A 20,734-nucleotide genomic window follows, 5' to 3' on the forward strand; every position below is an offset into this window, starting at 1 on the left:
ACCCGATCTGTGGATAACTCGGAGCACAGTAGCCATCCTGCGCGAGGCCCGAAACAGCCTAAAACGCCCGTTTCTGCGGCGCCACCTGCCCAAAGGCCGAAAAATTGGCCAATGTGCCCAAGTAGGCATCGTTAGGCACAATTAGGCAGAAACAGGCCCCCGCGCGCGGGATTCTGTGGATAACTCCCGTCGCGGTTGCTGCAGCGCGCAGTAAGCGTACAGAGCGCCCGCGATGACAATGAGCCACACAAAGTCACTAACGAGGAACTTCTGCATGGAGTTGAGCCCGTAGACGTCGATGTCGTCGCCGAACCACCACTTGGGTGGCACCGTGAGCAATAAGAAGGCCCAGGCAGCCACGACGGCGATAAGGCTGCCGGCGACCCACGTCTGGTGCCGCCACGACCACGCACGGTAGGCCAGCACCTGCAGGATGAGGGCCAGCCAGACCCAGTGGTGCGACCAGGAGACCGGGGAGATAAGGAGCATGACGACGGCTGCGGTGAGGGCGGCATCGATGTCCAGGCCGCGGCGGAAGAGGCCGCGCATGAGCCAGGCGCCAACCCCGATGATGACCACGACCCCGATGAGCCACGCCACGTTGAGGAGGGTGCTATGGGCCTCGGCGGCCTCGGCGGAGCTGAACGCGCGCTCGAGTACGCCTTTCCACGAGCTGTTGGACTGGTAGGCGGTGCCGACGCCGAAATCGTCGCCGGAACCCATGGCCAGCATCTTGCCGAAGAAGAACTCGACGAAGACGTCCCAGCGCACGGCCGCCGCCAGGGCCGTGGCGACGACGCCGGAGACGGCAGCGGTGATGATCGGTTTGGCTTCCTTGCGGACCAGGAAATACAGCAGCATGGCCGCCGGGGTCAGCTTGATGGCGGCCGCGACGCCGATGAGCCAGCCCTGCGGCAGGTAGCGCTTGCGCGGCACGAGGTCGAAGACCACTAGGGCCATGATGGCGATGTTGATCTGCGCGAAACCGTTGTTGAGTTCCACCGGCTCGAAGCCCAGCACCACGGCCCAGACCACGAAGACGACGGCGAGGAAGTTGCGGCGCGCCATCGCCGGCAGGATGGCGCGGGCAACGAGATAGATGCACGCTAGCAGTAGCAGATCGGACAGCACGATCATGATGTCGCCAGCCAGGTCGTCGCTCATCGACTCGAAGGCGACTAGCGGCACCATCACCAGGGCGCCGAAGGGAGGGTAGATGAACGGCAGGGCGATGTCGCCGGCATACATCGGCTGCGAGTAGACCTCGCCGCCTGACAGGAAGGCCTTGACCCCTTCCCGGTAGATGATCATGTCGACGGGGAAGTCAGTGATCAGGGTGTGGGAGATGGTCTTCCCGATGCCGCCGAGGAGCCCGGCGGCGATGAGAAGGTAGGCCAGTAGCGGTAGTACGCGGCGTTGGGTATTCACCCCGGAAAGTTTAGGCGAGACGCCCGCGCCCCGGGGCGATCGACGTGGCCTAGTGGACGTGGCCGTCGACCACGCGGACGGCGCCGCGGTCGGCGGAGGTCGCCAGCGCGGCGTAGGCACGCAACGCCTTGGTCACCGGGCGGTTGCGGTTCACCGGGGTGAACGGGTGATCGCGCTCCATCTGGGCGGCGCGGCGGCGGGCCAGCTCGTCGTCGGCGACGGCCAACTCCAGGCGGCGGGAGCGCACGTCGATTTGGATGGTGTCGCCGTTTTCGATCAGCCCGATGAGCCCGCCGTGGGCGGCCTCCGGCGAGATGTGCCCGATGGACAGCCCCGAGGTGCCGCCGGAAAAGCGCCCGTCGGTGATTAGCGCGCACTTCTTGCCCAGCCCGGCGCCCTTGAGGAAGGAAGTCGGGTGGAGCATCTCCTGCATGCCGGGGCCCCCGGAGGGGCCTTCGTAGCGGATGACCAGCACCTCGCCGGCTTGGACCTCGTTGTTGAGGATGGCGGAGACGGCCTGCTCCTGGGACTCGACCACGCGGGCCGGTCCGCTAAACGTCCACAGCTCCTCCTCGACGCCGGCGGCCTTGATGATGGCCCCGTCGGGGGCCAGGTTGCCGCGCAGTACCACGAGGCCGCCGTCGGCGGAGTAGGCGTGCTCGGCCGAGTGGATGCAGCCGTCCAGCTGGTCGGTATCCAGCGAGGACCAGCGGTTCGACGTCGAGAAGGGCTCGGTGGTGCGCACCCCGCCGGGCGCGGCGTAGAACAGCTCCTCGGCGGCCGGCAGGTGGGACCCGCCGCGGATGTCCCAGTCGTCGAGCCACCGGTTGGCGTCGTCGTAGCAGACCGTGTGGACGGTGGTGTCGAGGTGGCCGGCGCGGCGTAACTCGTCCAGGATGGCGGGGATGCCGCCGGCGCGGTGGACGTCTTCGATGTGCCATACGCCGTTCGGTGCGACCTTGGACAAGCAGGGCACGCGGTCGGAGATGTCCTCGATGTCGCGCAGGGTGAAGTCGACGTCGCCTTCCTGGGCAGCGGCCAGCGTGTGGAGGATGGTATTGGTGGACCCGCCCATGGCCATGTCCAGCGCCATGGCGTTGGTGAACGCAGCCTTGCTAGCGATGCTCCGCGGCAGCATCCGGTCGTCTTCCTCACCGTAGTAGCGCTGGCACAGCTCGACGATCTTCTCGCCGGCCTGCTCGAACAGGCGCCGGCGCTGGGCGTGGGTGGCCAGGGTCGTGCCGTTGCCGGGCAGGGCCAGGCCTAAGGCCTCGGTCAGGCAGTTCATGGAGTTGGCGGTGAACATGCCGGAGCAGGAGCCGCAGGTGGGGCAGGCGGATTCTTCGACGGTGGTCAGGGCGGCATCGGAAACCGCTTCGGAGGCCGAGGCGGTGATCGCGGTGATGAGATCGGTGGGCTGGTGGGCCACGCCGTCGACGACGACGGCCTTGCCAGCCTCCATCGGCCCGCCGGAGACGAAGATGGTGGGGATGTTCAGGCGCAGGGCGGCATTCAGCATGCCCGGGGTGATTTTGTCGCAGTTGGAGATACAGACCAGGGCGTCGGCGGTGTGGGCGTTGACCATGTACTCGATGGAGTCGGAGATGATCTCGCGGCTGGGCAGCGAGTAGAGCATGCCGGAATGGCCCATGGCGATGCCGTCGTCGACGGCGATGGTGTTGAACTCCTTGGGTACCCCGCCGGCGGCGCGGACGGCGTCGGCGACGATGTCACCGACGTTCTTCAGGTGCACGTGGCCGGGCACGAACTGGGTAAAGGAGTTGGCGATGGCCACGATGGGCTTGCCGAAGTCGTTCTCGGCGGTACCGGTCGCGCGCCAGAGGGCGCGGGCGCCGGCGGCTTGACGGCCTACAGTGGTGGTTTTTGAGCGCAGCGGGTACATGGGGGTCTAAAGCCTTGACCTTTCTACGGGCACACGGGGATATCAGGTAAAGAAGAGGCAAAGCCGTATCGCGTGCGCGGATAGGGTGGCCGCGCGCCTAGTTGGGGTCGGACCCAGTGTGGGTGGCCGAGTCGCCCTCGGTGGCTTGGTAGGCAGCATACTCCTCTTTGGACATGAGAACCTGCTGCCCGTCGCGGTGGATGACCACGACCTTGTCGTCGGCGGCCTTCTTACCTGCGCTGAGCGCGTCCGGGATGCGCCCGCGGGAGGCCCGCGCCAGGTCGGGGAGTGAATTAAAGGTTACCCCCGGAAGGTTGAATTTCCGGCCCGCGTGGGTCGCGGCGAAGGCGTGCGCGCGCTTGAATCCGATGCCTGCGAAGTCGTCCCAGGACAGCCGGGCATCTCCGCGGAAGGCGTAGCGGATGGCGATGCCGGCCTCGCCCACCGTGGTGCGCGCCCGCAGCACCCACCAGAACGCCAGCGCCGGGATGATGAGCAGCCAGCCCATAACCAACGGCTTCCAGGCGATGATGAGGATCGCGATGGCGGTGAGCAGGACGATGGCGAGCAGGTGGGTGCGCTCGGGCCGAAACACCGTGGTTTGTTCGGCCAGGCTGCCGGGGGGCTGGGTAGCGCGATTTTTATTCGGCGTCTCCGGGCGGGCCGGGCGGTTGGTGCGGGAGGGTCGGCGCTGCGGTGTGCTCATGGGTATCCATGCTAGTGGACGGGGGTTAGCGTGCGAAAACCCCCGACATGTTTCATTTTATGGTCAAATATCCCGGAGTTAATTTCAGACCATGAGATAACCCCGGCTAGGGGTAAAGGGGTTGTCCCGCAAATCCGGCTGTGTATGATGCAGGTCATGATCATTATTCGACTTCAGCTAGTACTCGTACCCGAGCGGCGCTCGCCGTAGCGGCTAACTGTTGTCGTATACGTCAAGCGCCCTCGACGCGGAACCACCAGAGGCAGGTTCCCGCCGGGGGCTTTGTCGTATCGGCAGACCCTGGCCGGCAATGATCATCGCCTCGCACCCAGGAGGTGGTAGCCGACAATGACCAACCAGCACGACCGCCAACCCAGACAACCTAGTCAACCCAGTCAATACTGAAAGCAAAAGGAGCGAATCTACCGTGGCAGCTTCACCCACGCCCACGCCCGCTTCCGTGGCCGCTCGAACCGGCACCCCAGTTCGTGAAAGGCTCACCGGAGCCGAGGCAATCGTCCGCACGCTAGAGGATCTCGGAACCGAGCTGGTATTCGGCATCCCGGGTGGCGCTGTGCTCCCGCTGTACGACGCGCTGGCCCATTCGACTCGCCTGCGCCACGTGCTGACCCGGCACGAGCAGGGGGCCGGCCATGCGGCCGAGGGCTTCGCCCAGGCCTCCGGGCAGGTGGGGGTGTGCATCGCTACCTCCGGTCCGGGCGCGACCAATCTGGTCACGCCGCTGGCCGACGCCATGCTGGATTCCGTCCCCGTGGTCGCTATCACCGGTCAGGTCGGGTCCAACCTGTTGGGCACCGACGCCTTCCAGGAGGCGGACATCCGGGGCATCACGATGCCGATTACCAAGCACAACTTCATCGTCGCCACGCCCGAGGAAATCCCCGGGGCTATCGCCGCCGCCTTCCACCTGGCGTCGACGGGCCGCCCGGGCCCCGTGCTGGTCGATATCCCGAAGGACGTGCAAAACGGCACGCTGGACTACACGACCCCGACGCGCCTGGAGCTGCCCGGCTACAAGCCGGTCACCCGCCCGCACACGCGCCAGATCAACCAGGCGGTCCAGCTGATTTCGGAATCCCGCAAGCCGGTGCTCTACGTCGGCGGCGGCGTTATTAAGGCCAACGCCGAAAAAGAACTGCGGGAATTCGCCGAGTTCACCGGCATCCCCGTGGTCACGACGTTGATGGCACTGGGCGCGTTTCCCGAGTCGCACCCGCAGCACTTGGGGCTGCCGGGCATGCACGGAACGGTGCCGGCGGTCGCGGCCATGCAGCGCTCCGACCTGCTGATCGTCATTGGCGCCCGGTTTGATGACCGGGTGACGGGTGATACGGCATCGTTTGCGCCGGGGGCCCGCGTCATCCATGCCGACGTGGACCCGGCCGAGATTGGGAAGAACCGCGAGGTGGATATCCCCATCGTGGGCGATGCCCGCGAGGTCCTCCACCAGCTGCTGCGGGGATTCCAGGGCCCGCGCCAGCCCGAACTGTTGGAGCTGGACCGCTGGCGTGCTTACCTGGACGACCTGTGCGAGCGCTACCCGCGCGGGTGGGAGCCGACCGAGGACGGGCTGCTCAACCCGCAGTTCGTGCTCGAGCAGCTGAGCAAGCTGGCCGGCCCGGAGGCAATCTATTGCTCCGGCGTGGGCCAGCACCAGATGTGGGCTGCGCAGTTCATCGACTTCGAGCGGCCGCGCAGTTGGATCAACTCCGGCGGCGCCGGGACGATGGGCTATGCGGTGCCCGCCGCCCTGGGCGCCAAGGCCGCCAGCCCCGACCGCGAGGTGTGGGCCATCGATGGCGACGGCTGCTTCCAGATGACCAACCAGGAGCTGACGACCGCGGCCATCGAGGACTTTCCCATCAAGGTGGCGGTCATCAACAACGGCAACCTGGGCATGGTGCGCCAGTGGCAGACGCTGTTTTTCGGCGGCAACTACTCGCACACCAAGCTGCGCGAGGCAGCCACCTTCCTGCCGGACTTCGTGCAGCTGGCCCAGGCGCTGGGTTGCGAAGCCATCCGGGTCACCTGCGAGGGGGAGGTCGCTCCGGCCATCGAGCGGGCTCGCGCTATCAACGACCGCCCGGTTGTCATCGACTTCATCGTCGGCGAGGACGCTCAGGTCTGGCCGATGGTCGGCGGCGGGGCATCGAACGAGGAAATTCAGTACGCCCAGGGGCTGCGCCCCCTGTTCGCGGAAGAGTCCAATGAGGACTTGGACGCGACCGGAAAGGAGAGCTAACCATGGCAGCAACCGATGTCACCCGGCACACGCTGTCGGTGCTCGTCCAAGACGGGGAGGGGATCATCTCCCGGGTCGCGGGAATGTTTACCCGCCGCGGCTATTCCATAATCTCCTTCGTCTCGGCGCGCACGGAGACCGAAGGCATTAACCGCCTGACCATCGTGGCGGATGCCAACGAGATTGTGATTGAGCAGATCACCAAGCAGCTCAACAAACTCATCCCGGTCATCAAGGTCGTCGAACTGGAGGAGGATTCCTCGGTCGCGCGGGCGATCATGTTGGTCAAGGTCGCAGCGAACAACACGAACCGGCCCCAGGTCGTCGACGCGGTCAATATCTTCCGCGCCCGCGTGGTCGATGTGGCGCCTGAGTCCGTGGTCGTGGAGGCCACCGGCACCCCCGGCAAGCTCCAAGCGCTGCTGGACGTGTTAGAACCGTTCGGAGTGCGCGAGCTAGTGCAATCTGGACACGTGGCGCTCTCGCGTGGCCCCAAGGCGATGGCCCCACCTAAATAAACAAATAATCACCCTGGCCGTCTAGGCCACAGTTTTCCACCCATCATCATTATTTTTGGAAAGTAGGTAAATACCTCATGGCAATCCAGACCTTCTACGACGACGACGCCGATCTGTCCATCATCCAGGGCCGCAAGGTAGCCATCATCGGCTACGGCTCCCAGGGGCATGCCCACGCGCAGAACCTGCGCGAGTCCGGCGTCGAGGTCACCATCGGCCTGCGCGACGGCAGCAAGTCCGCCGTCAAGGCGGAAGAGGCCGGCTTCCGGGTCACCTCCGTCGCCGAGGCCGCCGAGTGGGCCGACCTGGTCATGCTGCTGGCGCCGGATACCTCCCAAAAGGAGATCTACGACAACCAGATCGCGCCGCACCTGCAGGACGGCGACGCCCTCTTCTTTGGCCACGGCCTGAACATCCACTTCAAGCTGATTGAGCCGGCCGAGAACATCACCGTCGGCATGGTCGCCCCGAAGGGCCCGGGCCACCTGGTGCGCCGTCAGTTCCTGGACGGTAAGGGCGTTCCCTGCCTGATCGCCGTCGAGCAGGACCCGAAGGGCAACGGCCAGGACCTGGCTCTGTCCTACGCCGCCGCCATCGGTGGCGCCCGCGCCGGCGTCATCCCGACCACCTTCGAGGCCGAGACCGTCACCGACCTCTTCGGCGAGCAGGCCGTCCTGTGCGGTGGCGCGGAGTTCCTCATCAAGACCGGCTTCGAGGTCCTGGTGGAGGCCGGCTACGAGCCGGAGATGGCCTACTTCGAGGTCCTGCACGAGATGAAGCTCATCGTGGACCTGATGTTCGAGGGCGGCATCGCCAACATGAACTACTCGGTCTCCGACACCGCGGAGTTCGGCGGCTACCTGTCCGGCGCGCGCGTCATCGACGAAGGCACCAAGCAGCGCATGCGCGACATCCTGTCCGATATCCAGGATGGAACCTTTACCAAGCGCCTGATCGCCAACGTCGAGGGTGGCAACAAGGAACTGGAGGGCCTGCGCCAGGACTTCGCTGACCACCAGATTGAAAAGACCGGCGCGCAGCTGCGCGACCTGATGAGCTGGGTCAAGGTCGAACTGACCGACACTGCCCGCTAGATTTTCAATCTATTTTCAGTAGCCGGTTTTTCGGATATACTCAAAGAGTATGACAAAGCACGGCCACGACCACTCGCACGGCATCGACGCGCAGAACACCCCGCTGCGGGCGCTGGTAACGGCGCTCGCCATCACGGGCACGGTGTTCTTCGCGGAGGTGGTCGGCGGGGTGGTTTCCGGCTCGCTGGCGCTGCTGGCCGATGCCATGCACATGCTCTCCGATGCCACCGGCCTCATCCTCGCCGTTATCGCCGTGGTGATTGGCCGCAAGGCGGCCTCGGCTCGGGCCACGTACGGGTATCGGGGAGTGGAGGCACTCGCCGCCGCGGTCAACGCCGTGGCGGTTGTTGCCGTTTCTGTGTGGATCGTGGTCTCGGCGCTGTTGCGCCTGGGCAACGATCAGGCGGTGGACCCGCACGTGATGGGCGGGGTGGCCATCGTCGGCCTGCTGGCCAATGCGGCCAGCGCGTGGGTGCTGCACCGCCAGCGCAGCGCCTCCCTTAACGTCGAGGGCGCGTTCCTACACGTGCTGACCGACCTCTTGGGCTCGGTAGCCGTGATCGCGGCTGCCCTCATCATCTACTTCACCGGCTGGCGTGAGGCCGACACGATCGCCTCGCTGGCGATCGCCGCAATCGTCGCCCCGCGCGCCATCAAGCTGCTGGGCGCCTCCCTGTCCGTGTTGCTAGCCCGAGTCCCGGCCGGCTACGACGTCGCGGAGATCGCCGCGGCGCTGGAGGAGATCCCGCGGGTGCATGCGGTCCACGACCTGCACGTCTGGTCGGTCAGCGGCACCGAGGCGCTGGCGACCTGCCACCTGGTGGTCAACGACGATTTCTCCACCGGGCCGGTGCTGGATAGGGCGCAGGAGATCCTGAACGAGATGGGTATCGAGCATTCGACCATCCAGTTGGAGCACCCCGGGCACCAGGCGCACGAGACGACCTGTACTGAGCACTCGCACGGCGATTAGGGCGGGGTTAAGCTAGGCGACATGGGTTTCACCACGCCAAGCTATGACCTGCCTGATTTGTTTGCCCGCATCGATCGCGGGGATATTCAGCTGCCCGATTTCCAGCGATCCTACGCCTGGGACGAAGACCGCATCCGCTCTCTCATCGTGACCGTCCTGCGTGGCTATCCCATGGGGGCGATGATGGCCCTGGATACGCGCAACGAGCCGCAGCGCTTCCGCCCGCGCCGGATTAGCGGCGCGCCGGCCACCGACAATGCGCCCGGCATGCTGCTGCTGGACGGCCAGCAGCGCCTGACCAGCCTCTACCACTGCTTCCGGGGATCGGGGGAGGTGGAGACCACCGATTTTCGCTCCAAGAAGATTACCCGCAGCTTCTTCGTTGACGTGCGCAGCGCCGTGCGTGGGGATCTCCTGCCCGACGAGGCCGTCTTCGCGGTCAACCAGGCCGGGGCGGTGCGCTCCCATTTCGGTCCCGATATTGAGGGCAACCTGCACGAGCGCAGCCAGCAGGTGGGCAACCTCTGCCTGCCGGTCGCCGCGCTGCTGGGCGAGGAAGGCCCCGCGCTGCTGTTCGACATGGCTGCCCAGGCCGAAGACGGCGACCGCGCGCTGCTGGCAGCCTTTCAGCACCGGGTGATGGCCCCGCTGACCGGCTACAACACTCCAATTATCCGGCTGGCGCGCCACACGGCGCGGGCGGGCGTGGGCTCGATTTTTGCCCAGGCCAATGCCGCCGGCCTGCAGATGGACGTCTTCGACCTGCTCACCGCGGTCTTCGCCGCCGAGGACCCGGACTTCCAGCTGGCCCGCGACTGGGAGGAGACCGAGCGGGTGCTGCGGGACTACCCGGCGCTGGACGGCATCGGCCGCACGCAGTTCCTGTCGGCGGTTTCCTTGCTGGTGACCCGCTCCCGCGGTCCTGCGCGCGGGCAGCGCGAGGACATCCTAAACCTGCGCCTGGCCGACTACCGAAAGGCCACGGAGACGCTGCGGATTACCTTCCGGGAGGTCGCCGAGTTCCTATCGCAGCGGTGCATCTTCGAGCTGGCGCAGGTGCCCTATAGCGCCCAGATCGTTCCGCTGGCGGTGATTCTGGCCCAGCTTTCCGAGGCCCGCGGCGAGCACGGCCGGGTCTTGAGCGCCCAGGCGGCCTGGGACAAGCTCAACCAGTGGTTCTGGTGCGGGGTGTTCGGGGAGCTTTACGGCTCCTCGGCGGTCAAGCTGCGCTCGGCCCGGGACGTCGACGAGGTCACCGCCTGGGTCGAGGGGAAGACCGACCGGGTCCCGAAGACGGTGCGCGACGCGCAGTTTAGCGAATCCAGGCTGCTGTCCGCCGGCCCGGACGATGGGGTCTTCCACGCCATCTACGCCCTGCTCATGGGCAGGGGAGCGAGGGACTGGCGCACCGCCCAGCCTTTCAATCGGGGGACCATCGGGGACCTGCAGCCGGGCTTCGAGCCGGTCTTCCCCCTGGCCTGGGCGAAAAAGCATGCGGTGCCGGCTTCCCTGGTGGCCTCCGTGCTCAACCGCGCGCCCATGGGCAAGCGTACCGAGGCGGTTCTGGACGGCTATTCGCCCGCGCGCTACCTGCCCCGAGTACAATCCAAGTCTTTAATGGAAGACCACGAGTTCGCAGCCGTTTTGGCCAGCCACGAGCTCGAACCGGATTACCTGTGGGCCGCCGATTTCGACGGTTTCCTGAGGGATCGCCGCCACCGCCTGGTGGCGATGATCGAATACGCCATGGGCACGCCGGTGCGTCGGGACGTGGATGAGGCCGATCTGACTGCTGGAGAAGAAGGACCGCAAGCCTTTGTTCGTTAAAGGTGTTCGCACCCGCACTGCAGTTGTCGCCGCCCATGTCGCCTCGGTGGCGCTGTGTCTGACGCTTTCTGGCTGCCACGACGTGCTCCACCAGCCGACGGCGGTGCCCACGGATTCGGCGACCCCGGCAGAATCCGACATCAACTTAGACGACGCGGCGGCCGAAAACCGCAACCGCATGGTCAAGGAGGAGTTTAAGGGGAACTTCCACGTCTTCGAGGACCCGTACGGGTTGGAGACGCTCCGGTATTTCTTCCCGGAGTCGCCGACCCTGGTCATTAGCGATCAACGGGATTCTTCTAAGCTGCGAGCGGCGTCTATCGCGGTGTCCCAGCGCGCGCCCATGCTGGTCTACGACGAGTCCATTCGCAACGATATCTACACCGAGATGGCGCGGCTCGGCGTGGACCGGGCGCTGATGGTTGGGCAGGTGCCGATGACGGCCTCGGCCGGCTCCATGCGCCTCGTCCAGGACCCGGGCACCACCTGGGCGCTGGGACAGATCACCGCCTTCCAGTTCGAGAGCAAGGTGGTGGCCAACCGGGAGAACATGGCGCGCGCGGTGGCGCACCTAGACGGGCGGACCCGCACGGAGCTGAAGGCGGCCTGGGAGCCGCTCGAGCGGCTCGAGGACGAGGAGGCTGTGCCGCTGCCGGCCCAGTCGCGGCGCGACGCGGACATGGCGCCCATTGTGGTGGCCACAGAGGCAGCCTCGGTGGCATCGGTAGCTAACGCCCGGTCCTATGGTGCGGGCGTGCGGATGATGCCCACGGCCGACCCGCGGGAGTCCAAGGTTTCGCAGGCCATGGTCGAGGGGATGGAAGACGGCCCGTTGGTGGCTCTTGGCCCCGAATTCGGGGATGAAAAACTGTTAGCCGATAGAATTAGGGAAGGCTGGTCGGAACCGCGCCCTGCCAGCGGCGTTCCCGCTGCATAGCCAGGGTACTACAGGAGGCCAGCCGGATCCCTCTTTCTAAAAGACAACAACCCCAGGAGCCTTCAATGACCAAGCCCCTTGTAGTGATAGCCGACAAGCTTGCCCAGTCCACCGTCGACGCGCTTGGTGAGTCCGTGGAGGTCAAGTGGGTCGACGGCCCGAACCGGGCCGAGCTTCTGGCGGCCGTCCCGGCTGCCGATGCCCTCTTGGTACGCTCCGCCACCACCGTGGACGCGGAGGTGCTCGCCGCCGCCACTAACCTGAAAATCGTCGGCCGCGCCGGCGTCGGCCTCGACAACGTCGACATCGACGCGGCCACCGAGCGCGGCGTCATGGTCGTTAACGCGCCGACCTCGAATATTCACTCCGCCTGCGAGCAGGCCATCGCCCTGCTGCTAGCCACCGCCCGCCAGGTGCCAGCCGCCGACCGCAGCCTGCGCGAGGGGCGCTGGGCTCGCTCCGAGTTCAAGGGCGTGGAAGTCTACGGCAAGACCGTCGGCATCGTCGGCTTCGGGCACATCGGGCAGCTTTTCGCCCAGCGCCTGAAGGCCTTCGAGACCACCTTGCTGGCCTATGACCCGTACGCCAACCCGGCCCGGGCTGGCTCCCTCGGCGTCGAGCTGGTCGAGCTCGACGAGCTGATGGAGCGCTCTGACTTCGTGACCATCCACCTGCCGAAGACCCCGGAGACCGCCGGGATGTTCGACGCCGAGCTGCTGGCCAAGGCCAAGCCCGGCCAGATCCTCATTAACGCCGCCCGCGGCGGGCTGGTGGATGAGGCCGCGCTGTCCGAATCCATCCGCTCGGGCCGCCACCGCGGCGCCGGCTTCGACGTCTATGCCACTGAGCCGTGCACCGACTCGCCGCTCTTCGAGCTGGACGCGGTGACCGTCTCCCCACACCTGGGCGCTTCCACGGTGGAGGCCCAGGACCGCGCGGGCACGGACGTGGCGGCCTCGGTACTCAAGGCCTTGGCCGGTGAGTTCGTCCCAGACGCGGTCAACGTCTCCGGCGGCCGCGTAGGCGAGGAGGTCGCCCTGTGGCTGGAGCTGGCCCGCAAGGTCGGCCTGGCCGCCGGCAAGCTGCTGGATTCCCCGGCCGTGGCCATCGAGGTCCAAGCCTGCGGCGAGCTGGCCAGCGAGGACCCGGGCGTGCTGGGGCTCTCCGCCGTGCGGGGCCTGTTCAGCGGCGTGGTGGACGAGCCGGTCACCTTCGTCAACGCCATGCAGATCGCCGAGAGTCGCGGGGTCGACGTACAAGTAGGCACCGGCGAGGTCGCCCAAGGGCACAGCTCCGTGCTGCGCGTGAAGGTCATCGGTTCCAGCGGCGAGGTCTCCGTCTTGGAGGGTGCGCGCACCGGCATCGACGGCGTGGAGAAAATCGTGCGCATCGATGGCCGCGGCGTCGACATGCGTGCCCAAGGGCGCAACCTGTTCTTCCGCTACGCCGATACCCCGGGCGCGCTCGGCACGGTAGGCACGGTGCTCGGCGGGGCACGCATCAACATCGAGGCCGCCGCGCTGACCCAGGGCAAGATGGCCGACGACGCCGTCCTTATCCTGCGTGTGGACAACCCGGTCTCCAGCGAGCTGACCGACGAGATCTGCGTCAAGCTGGGGGCGACCTGCTTGCAGCTGAACTTCGACGCGTAGGCCTCTAAGCGAGGCCTACGCGAGAAAATGTGATGCCTAGGCGGGGAAGCGGAAATCGGCTCGCGAACATAAAAGGCCGCCGGGCCGCCGGCTTTTGCTACACTGAGTCAAAGTCCATTATGTGGAATAGGAGTCTCAGTATATGAAACTGGCGATTATTGGCGGCGACGGAATCGGCCCCGAGGTCACGGCGGAGGCCTGCAAGGTGCTGCGCGCTGTGCGCTCGGACATCGAGGCCACCGAGTTTGACCTGGGGGCTTCCCGCTACGTGCGCTCCGGCGAGCTTTTGACCGAGGAAGACCTGGTGGCCCTGCGTGAGCACGACGCCATCCTGCTGGGTGCTATCGGTGACCCGGCCCGGGTGGCGCCCGGCGTGCTGGAGCGCGGCCTGTTGCTGAAGCTGCGCTTCGCCCTCGACCACCACGTCAACCTGCGCCCGTTCACGTCACGTGCCGGCGCGGCGAGCAGCCCCTTGGCCAACCCGGGCGACATCGACCTGGTGGTCGTGCGCGAGGGTACCGAGGGGCTCTACTGCGGCAACGGCGGGACCCTGCGGGAAGGCACCCGGCACGAGGTGGCCTCCGAGATCTCCCAGAACACCCGCTTCGGCGTCGAGCGGGTGGTGCGCGACGCCTTCGCCCGCGCGCAGGCCCGCCGCGGACACCTGACCCTGGTCCACAAGACCAACGTCTTGGTCAACGCCGGTGGCCTCTGGCAGCGCACCGTCGACGAGGTGGCCCGCGAACACCCGGACGTCACCGTCGACTACAACCACGTCGACGCGGCCACCGTCTACCTGGTCACCGACCCGGGCCGCTACGACGTCATCGTCACCGACAACCTTTTCGGCGACATCCTTACGGACCTAGCCGGCGCGGTAACCGGCGGCATCAGCCTAGCGGCCTCCGGCAACATCGATGCCTCCGGGGCCAATCCCTCCATGTTCGAACCCGTCCACGGCTCCGCGCCCGACATCGCCGGCAAGGGCGTGGCCGACCCGACCGCGGCCATCCTGTCCGCCGCGCTGCTGCTGCGCCACCTGGGCGACGAGGACAACGCCGCGCGCATCGAGAAGGCCGTGGCCGCCGACGTTAGCGCGCGCACGGGTGCCCCCATCGTGACCGCCGAGGTCGGCAACCGCCTGGCACGAGCCGTGTGCGCTGGCTAAACCCGCCCGGCTCTCCCCAGCGGCCGGCAACCGCTGGGGAAGAATGCAGGAAACTGCATACAGACCCCGGCAGGCTTGTAAGATGATCACGATGGCTACCAAGGCACTGAATTCTTTGTCCCCTCGCTCCCGCCGCACCCCGCGGGCGACGGCAGCGCTCATCGTCGCCGCGACCGCGCTGGGGCTGGCCGCCTGCGCCGGTGGCGACGGCTCCTCCGGCTCCGAGAACGGCGCGAGCGGCCCCGAGGGGGCCAAGGAGCTGGCGGCCGACTCCCGCGAGCTCGTCGCGGACGAGAACGGCAACGGCGTGGCTACCACGCAGGCCTTCTTTGGCTCGGCCTCCGAGGTCTTCGTCGCCGGCGAAGACCGCAACGCCCAAGCCAGCGCCGCCGATGCCGCCGTGGCCGCCGGCGTCCCCATGCTCGTCGTGCGCGGCGAAGGGACTGCGCGGGATGGCAACGTGGCCGCCGTCGCCGAAGAGATCGAGCGCCTCGGCGCGGAGACCGTCCACGACTACGGCGCGGGCCTGAGCGATGCGGACCTGGCAGACGGGGTATCGATCGAGGCGATCGAGGACTTCGGCACCCAGGCCGCAGACGCGGCGGATCCCTTGGGTGAGGTCAAGCGCATCGCGGGCCTAGACAGCGAGTACGACGTGCCGGCCGCGGCGCTGATTTCGGCCCAGACCGCCGAGGGTGAAGGTGGGGCCGCCCTGGCGGCGACGGCCCGCTCCGCCGGTGCCGAGGTGCTCGGCGTTCCGGTCGCCGACCCGCGCGCGACCAGCGAATCCATGCAGGCACTCGAGGACGGCGCCGTGGTCGGCCTGGGCAAGGACTTCGACTCCCAGGATAAATTCGACGCCAGCGCCGAGCTGGCCGCCGCCGGGGAGCTGCCGGGCGGCGGCGGGCTGGTTTTCCCGGGCCGCCGTATGGTGGCCCTCTACGGGCACCCCTCCGGTGGCGCACTCGGCCTGATGGGGGAGCAGCCCCCGGCCGAGGCCGTCGACCGCGTGGAAAAGCTGGTCGACGAGTACCAGCCGCACACCGACTACCCGGTCATGCCGGCCTTCGAGATCATCGCGACGGTAGCCTCCTCGGAGCCGGGCCCGGATGGTGATTTCTCCAACGAGGCGGATCCGGACGAGCTTATCCCGTACATCGACGCCATCACCGAGGCCGGCGGGTACGCATTCCTGGATCTGCAGCCGGGCCGGGCGCGCTTGCTCGACCAGGCGAAGCTCTACGAGGACCTGCTCAAGCGCCCGAACGTCGGGCTGGCTCTGGATCCGGAGTGGAAGATCGGCCCGGACGAGCAACCCATGGGGCGTGTCGGTCACGTCGAGGCCCAAGAGGTCACCGAGGTCGCCGACTGGCTGGCCGGGTTGGTCCGCGACAACGAGCTGCCGCAAAAGGGCCTTATCGTCCACCAGTTCCAGCTGCAGATGATCCGCGACCGCGAGACCATCAACACGGATCACCCGGAGCTGGCCTTCATCCTGCACGCCGACGGCCATGGTGGCCCGGATCAGAAATTCGACACCTGGAACACCATGCAGCAGGGCCTGAGCGACGACTACTTCATGGCGTGGAAGAACTTCATCGACGAGGACACACCCACTTTCACCCCCGGGCAGACTTATGACATAAAACCGCGCCCCTGGTTTGTCTCGTACCAGTAACCTAGCTCACATGAGCGTGGAGATTACCGAGGTCCGCACCTTCCTAGCCGCCCACGAGCCCTTCGCCCGCCTGCCGGGCGCGGTGCTCGACGCCCTGCCCGCGCGTCTGACCATGCGCTACGCCCGCCGGGGCGAGGTCTTCGTGGAGCCGGGCGCGCCCAACGATTTTCTCTACGTCATCCGGTCTGGCGCCGTGGACATCATGGACGCCGACGGGGTGCTGCTAGACCGGCGCGACGCCGGCCAGTGCTTCGGTTATTCCACGCTGGTGGGGAAGAATTCCTCCCGCTACCGGATGGAGGCCGTCGAGGACAGCCTGGTGCTGGCCCTGCCGCGCGCCGGTTTCGCGGAGCTGGCCCAGCGCCACCCGGACGTGGACCGCTATTTCTCCTCCCAGTCCCGCCGCATCCGGGCGGAGGCGAAGAAACTCACCGACACCGAACACGCCGAGATCCTGCGCCAGCGCGTGACCGACCTGCCGCTGCAGGAGCCGGTCACCGCCGCAGCCGAAGAGGGCATCGCCGATGCCGCCCGCCGCATGACCGAGCACAACGTCTCCTGCCTGGTGGTCACCCATTCCGTCGACGGCAGCGCGCGCGGGATCGTCACCGACCGGGATCTGCGCGCCCGCGTGGTGGCGGCCGGCATCGACCCGACCCAGCCGTTGTCGACGGTGATGACTGCACCGGTGGCCACGGTGCGCCCCGACAGCCTCGTGATGGAGGCGCTTTTGGTCATGGCCGAAAAGTCCATCCACCACGTGCCCGTGGTCGATGGGGAGCAGGTGGTGGCGGTGCTGCTTCAGGCGGACATCGCGCGCACGCTGCAAGAAGACCCGCTCTACGTCGCCGCGGACTTCCACCGCTGCGAGGCCGGCGCGGAGCTGGCCGCCGCCTTCGCGCACTCGCGCCAGCTAGCCGCCCGCTACGTGCGCCGCAACGCCTCCCCGGAGGAAACCGCCGGGGTGCTCACCCTGGGCGCGGACGCGTTGGCTAGGCGCCTGTGCACCCTGGCCGAGCGCGAGCTCGGCACCCCGCCGGTGGATTACGCCTTCGTCGCCGTCGGCTCCCAGGGCCGCCGTGAGGTCGGCTTCGCCTCCGACCAGGACAACGCGCTGGTTCTAGCCAGCGACTACGACGAATCCCGCGACGGCGAGTACTTCGCCCGCTTCTCCGAGTTAGTCTGCCAGGGCCTGGCAGACGCCGGCCAGCCGCTGTGCCCGGGCGATATGATGGCCAGCAACCCGGAGTGGCGGATGCCCGTGGGCGCCTGGGAGGCGACGTTCCGCTGCTGGGTCCAGGCCCCGCAGCCCGACGCGCTGCTGCACGCCCAGGTCTTTTTCGACCTGCGGGCGGTGGCGGGCAGCGTGGAGCTGGCCGCCGGGGTCCACCGCGGGGCCGTGGCCGCGGGGCAGGCCTCTCGGCGCACGCACGCCCACCTGGCCAGCCTGGCCGCCCGCCGCGAGCCGCCGCTGACGTTTTTCAAAGGCTTCGTGGTGGACCGCTCCGGCGACTACGCGCACACCCTCGACGTGAAGAAGGGCGGGCTCGCCGTCGTGGTGCAGATGGCCCGCCTGCACGCGCTGGTCTCCGGCAGCACGGCGGTCGATACGCGCAGCCGGCTAGCCGATGCTGCCGGCCAGAGCGTCAGCCAGCAGGGCGCGGCCGACCTGCGCGACGCCTTCGACTATCTGACCAGCATTACCCTAGAACACCAGGCCGGCCAGCACGCTCGCGGCGAGCAGCCGGACTACCACCTGTCGCCGAAGGAGCTTAGCCGCAACCAGCGCGAGCACCTGCGCGACGCCTTCCAGATCATCAAGGGCCAGCAAAACGCCCTGGCCACCAAGTACCCGGTCCGCAATATCTAGCCCGCGCGCGAGAAGACAGCGAGAAGACAAGGAGGCAGTCCCATGGCGCTTTTTCGCCGCCCCCGCCTGGACTTGGGCGCCCCGGCACGGTCCACGCCGCTGGAGGAGCTGGAGCTGTTAGCAGTCGACATGGAGACCACCGGGCTGAACCCGCGCCGCGACCGGATCGTCTCGGTCGGCTGGGTACCGGTGCGCGGGCGGGTCATCGACTTGGCAGGCGCGGGCTATCACGTGGTGCGCGGGGCCGAGGTGGGCGAGTCGGCCACCATCCACCTGCTCACTGACGACGCCCTGGCCGACGGCGAGGCCGAAGACGAGGTCCTGGAGTCTCTTTTCGCCGCCCTGCGCGGGCGGGTGTTGCTGGCGCACTTTGCCGGGCTGGAGGTCGGGTTTGTGAACGCTGCGGCGCAGCGCCACCGCGGGAGAGTGCCGCGTCTGGAGGTGGTGGACACCTTCGGGCTCGAGCGCCGCCACATGGAACGCATGGGGACGTACCCGCGCGGGGAGGACCTTCGCTTAACAAACGTGCGTGCGCGCTACGGTTTGCCGGCCTACGGCAGCCACAACGCGCTGGGTGACGCCCTCGCCTGCGCCGAGCTCTACCTGGCGATTGTCAGCGGGATGCGGGTGGGAACGCTCAAAGAGATCCAGCGCGGCGTGCAGATCAAAGGAACCTAACAGGGGGATTAACAAAGTTGCAAAGAAGTCCATGAGTACACTATGCGTCATGCGTTTAGGACGAATTGCACACCCAGAAGGAATCTGTTTCGCCATCATCGAGGGCGAGGACGAACTCGTCGCGAAGGAAATCGCGGACACCCCGTTTACCACCCCGAAGCCGACGGGTCGGGAGTGGAAGCTGGACGAGGTGCGCCTGCTGGCCCCGACGCTGCCGACCAAGGTGGTCGCCTTGGGCCGCAACTACGCGGACCACGTGGCCGAGGTCTTCAAGGAGTCCGCGGAGCACCTGCCGCCGACGATCTTCGTGAAGCCGTCGACCGCCGTCATCGGCCCGGACAACGCCATCAAGATCCCGGAGTTCGCCACCCGCGTGGAATTCGAGGGTGAGCTGGCCGTGGTCATCTCCAAGCCGTCGAAGAATATTAAGGCTGAGAACTGGCGCGACCACGTGCTGGGCTACACCATCTGCAACGACGTCTCCTCCCGCGACCTGCAGTTCTCCGACGGCCAGTGGGCCCGCGCCAAGGGTATTGATACCTTCTGTCCGCTGGGGCCGTGGATCGAGACCGACCTGGACACCCTGGATCTAGACAACACCAAGATCAACGCCTACCTGACTCACGAGGGACAGCGGGAGCAGAAGCAGGACTCGAACACCAACCAGATGATCGTCAAGATGGGCGGCATCCTGGAAGAGATCTCCGCCTCGATGACCCTGCTGCCGGGCGATGTCATCACCACCGGTTCGCCGGCGGGCACGGCCCCGATGACGCCGGGCGATCACATCGAGATCGAGATCCCGGGCATCGGTTCGCTGTCCAACCCCATCGCGCGCGCTTAGAACCCGCGCGCCGACGTCGCCTACCTGGCCAGCCGCGGCTGGCAGGTGGTGCTCATCGCCCAGCGGCCCGCCGGGCAGGCCTCCTAGAGGCCGAGCGTGGCCAGGATGGTGCGCAGCTTGGCTGTGGTTTCTTCCAGCTCCGTGTCCGGGTCGGAATCCGCCACGATGCCCCCGCCGGCCCAGGCTCGCGCGCTCATGCCGTCGCCGGCGACCTCGGCGCAGCGGATGGCCACCATGTATTCGCCGTCGCCGGCCGAGTCGCACCAGCCGACCGCGCCGGCGTAGAAGCCGCGGTCGGTCTCCGCGGTGTGGATGAGGGCTTCGGCCGCGGCCGTCGGGGTCCCGCAAATGGCCGGGGTGGGGTGCACCCGCAGGGCCAGCTCCAGAGCGTTGGTGGAAGAATCCGCCAGCGTACCGGTAATCGGGGTGCCTAGGTGCCACATCTCGGTGGTACTCAGCAGCTGCGGGGTCTCCGGGCAATCCAGGTGCGAGCACAGCGGCTCCAGGATGTGCCGCAGGTGCTCGACCACGAAGGCGTGCTCGGCCTGGTCCTTGGCGGACCCGCGCAGGGTTTCGGCGGCGCGGGCATCGGCGGCGGCGTCGGCATGGCGCGCCGCGGACCCGGCCAGGGGGAAGGCCGAGACGGTCGAGCCCTGCTTCTTGATAAGGACCTCGGGGGAGGAGCCGACCAGCATGGCGCCGGTGCGGCCCGCCGGGCTCAGATCCGCGATGAATCCGTCGCGGTGGGAGGAATTATCGATAAGCCGCGCGGCGACCAGGCGCGGGTCGACCGGTTCCGCGAAGGCGATATCGACGGCGCGGGCCAGCACGACCTTCTCCAGGCGGGAGCTCTGGATGGTGGACACGGCGGCCTCGACGCGGCGCAGGTGCTCCTGCGGTTCCGGATCCACCCCGGAGATCTCCGCGTTGAGGTGGCCGCGCCGGTAGTAGGCGTGCGGCTCGAGGGGCCCGTCCTCGCGGATGATAGACCGCGGCACCGTCAGGGCGGCGGGCTCGTCCGCGTTGAAGGGGATAGCCCCGACCACTATCTCGTGGCGGGACTCGCGCAGAGCCTGCGCCGCCTCCCACGGGTCCGTGTAGGACTGCGCGCAGCCCTGGGTGCGCACGGACCCCGTGGCGCGCGAGAGGAGGAAATCGGGCGCGGTCGATGGCCGGTTTTCATGCATGAAAAATA

At 67.4% G+C, this 20,734-nt stretch carries 16 protein-coding genes; 12 read left to right on the forward strand and 4 right to left on the reverse strand.

The window, feature by feature from the left end:
- Nucleotides 1–141 precede the first annotated feature (141 nt).
- The 3 genes from CCONF_RS05310 to CCONF_RS05320 all read right to left on the reverse strand — a co-directional run bounded on the left by CCONF_RS05310 (nucleotide 142) and on the right by CCONF_RS05320 (nucleotide 4,037).
- Entirely contained in the window at nucleotides 142–1,428 is a 1,287-nt protein-coding gene (locus CCONF_RS05310; RefSeq protein ID WP_290225968.1) for a glycosyltransferase 87 family protein, read from the reverse strand.
- A gap of 49 nt (nucleotides 1,429–1,477) precedes the next feature.
- Nucleotides 1,478–3,331 (reverse strand): dihydroxy-acid dehydratase, encoded by a 1,854-nt coding sequence (gene ilvD, locus CCONF_RS05315; RefSeq protein WP_290225970.1) that lies wholly within the window; start codon nucleotides 3,329–3,331, stop codon nucleotides 1,478–1,480.
- A 97-nt stretch (nucleotides 3,332–3,428) separates the two neighbouring features.
- Nucleotides 3,429–4,037, reverse strand: a complete 609-nt coding sequence (locus CCONF_RS05320) for a PH domain-containing protein (protein WP_290225974.1) — start codon at nucleotides 4,035–4,037, stop codon at nucleotides 3,429–3,431.
- Between the two features lie 427 nt (nucleotides 4,038–4,464).
- Here CCONF_RS05320 and CCONF_RS05325 point away from each other — a divergent pair, with 427 nt between their 5' ends.
- From CCONF_RS05325 to CCONF_RS05380, 12 genes are all read left to right on the forward strand, one after another.
- The gene (locus CCONF_RS05325) at nucleotides 4,465–6,300 is read left to right on the forward strand and encodes an acetolactate synthase large subunit (protein ID WP_290225977.1); all 1,836 of its coding nucleotides are present in this window, start codon (nucleotides 4,465–4,467) and stop codon (nucleotides 6,298–6,300) included.
- A gap of 2 nt (nucleotides 6,301–6,302) precedes the next feature.
- Entirely contained in the window at nucleotides 6,303–6,818 is a 516-nt protein-coding gene (ilvN, locus tag CCONF_RS05330; RefSeq protein ID WP_290225979.1) for an acetolactate synthase small subunit, read from the forward strand.
- 77 nt (nucleotides 6,819–6,895) lie between these two features.
- Nucleotides 6,896–7,912, forward strand: a complete 1,017-nt coding sequence (gene ilvC, locus CCONF_RS05335) for a ketol-acid reductoisomerase (protein ID WP_290225982.1) — start codon at nucleotides 6,896–6,898, stop codon at nucleotides 7,910–7,912.
- A 49-nt stretch (nucleotides 7,913–7,961) separates the two neighbouring features.
- Nucleotides 7,962–8,885, forward strand: a complete 924-nt coding sequence (locus CCONF_RS05340) for a cation diffusion facilitator family transporter (RefSeq protein ID WP_290225985.1) — start codon at nucleotides 7,962–7,964, stop codon at nucleotides 8,883–8,885.
- A gap of 21 nt (nucleotides 8,886–8,906) precedes the next feature.
- Nucleotides 8,907–10,712: a DUF262 domain-containing protein gene (locus CCONF_RS05345; protein WP_290225987.1), complete on the forward strand. Its 1,806-nt coding sequence runs from the start codon at nucleotides 8,907–8,909 to the stop codon at nucleotides 10,710–10,712.
- Entirely contained in the window at nucleotides 10,702–11,649 is a 948-nt protein-coding gene (locus tag CCONF_RS05350) for a hypothetical protein (protein WP_290225989.1), read from the forward strand. Before CCONF_RS05345 ends, CCONF_RS05350 begins: the two co-directional genes overlap by 11 nt.
- Before the next feature lie 65 nt (nucleotides 11,650–11,714).
- The gene (gene serA, locus CCONF_RS05355; RefSeq protein ID WP_290225991.1) at nucleotides 11,715–13,301 is read left to right on the forward strand and encodes a phosphoglycerate dehydrogenase; all 1,587 of its coding nucleotides are present in this window, start codon (nucleotides 11,715–11,717) and stop codon (nucleotides 13,299–13,301) included.
- Between the two features lie 142 nt (nucleotides 13,302–13,443).
- Nucleotides 13,444–14,469, forward strand: coding sequence for a 3-isopropylmalate dehydrogenase (locus CCONF_RS05360; RefSeq protein ID WP_290225994.1), 1,026 nt, complete (start codon nucleotides 13,444–13,446; stop codon nucleotides 14,467–14,469).
- Nucleotides 14,470–14,560: 91 nt separating this feature from the next.
- Nucleotides 14,561–16,147, forward strand: coding sequence for a cell wall-binding repeat-containing protein (locus CCONF_RS05365; RefSeq protein WP_290225996.1), 1,587 nt, complete (start codon nucleotides 14,561–14,563; stop codon nucleotides 16,145–16,147).
- 10 nt (nucleotides 16,148–16,157) lie between these two features.
- Nucleotides 16,158–18,017 (forward strand): DUF294 nucleotidyltransferase-like domain-containing protein, encoded by a 1,860-nt coding sequence (locus tag CCONF_RS05370; protein ID WP_290225998.1) that lies wholly within the window; start codon nucleotides 16,158–16,160, stop codon nucleotides 18,015–18,017.
- Between the two features lie 42 nt (nucleotides 18,018–18,059).
- Nucleotides 18,060–18,695, forward strand: coding sequence for an exonuclease domain-containing protein (locus tag CCONF_RS05375; RefSeq protein ID WP_290226000.1), 636 nt, complete (start codon nucleotides 18,060–18,062; stop codon nucleotides 18,693–18,695).
- A 49-nt stretch (nucleotides 18,696–18,744) separates the two neighbouring features.
- A complete protein-coding gene (locus CCONF_RS05380) occupies nucleotides 18,745–19,539 on the forward strand; it encodes a fumarylacetoacetate hydrolase family protein (RefSeq protein ID WP_290226003.1) in 795 nt (264 codons plus the stop codon).
- 83 nt (nucleotides 19,540–19,622) lie between these two features.
- On the opposite strand, the gene CCONF_RS05385 is transcribed toward CCONF_RS05380, so the two are convergent.
- Nucleotides 19,623–20,726 (reverse strand): isochorismate synthase, encoded by a 1,104-nt coding sequence (locus CCONF_RS05385; protein WP_290226004.1) that lies wholly within the window; start codon nucleotides 20,724–20,726, stop codon nucleotides 19,623–19,625.
- Between the last annotated feature and the right edge of the window lie 8 nt (nucleotides 20,727–20,734).

It is taken from the genome of Corynebacterium confusum (assembly GCF_030408715.1).
Taxonomy (GTDB): domain Bacteria; phylum Actinomycetota; class Actinomycetes; order Mycobacteriales; family Mycobacteriaceae; genus Corynebacterium; species Corynebacterium confusum.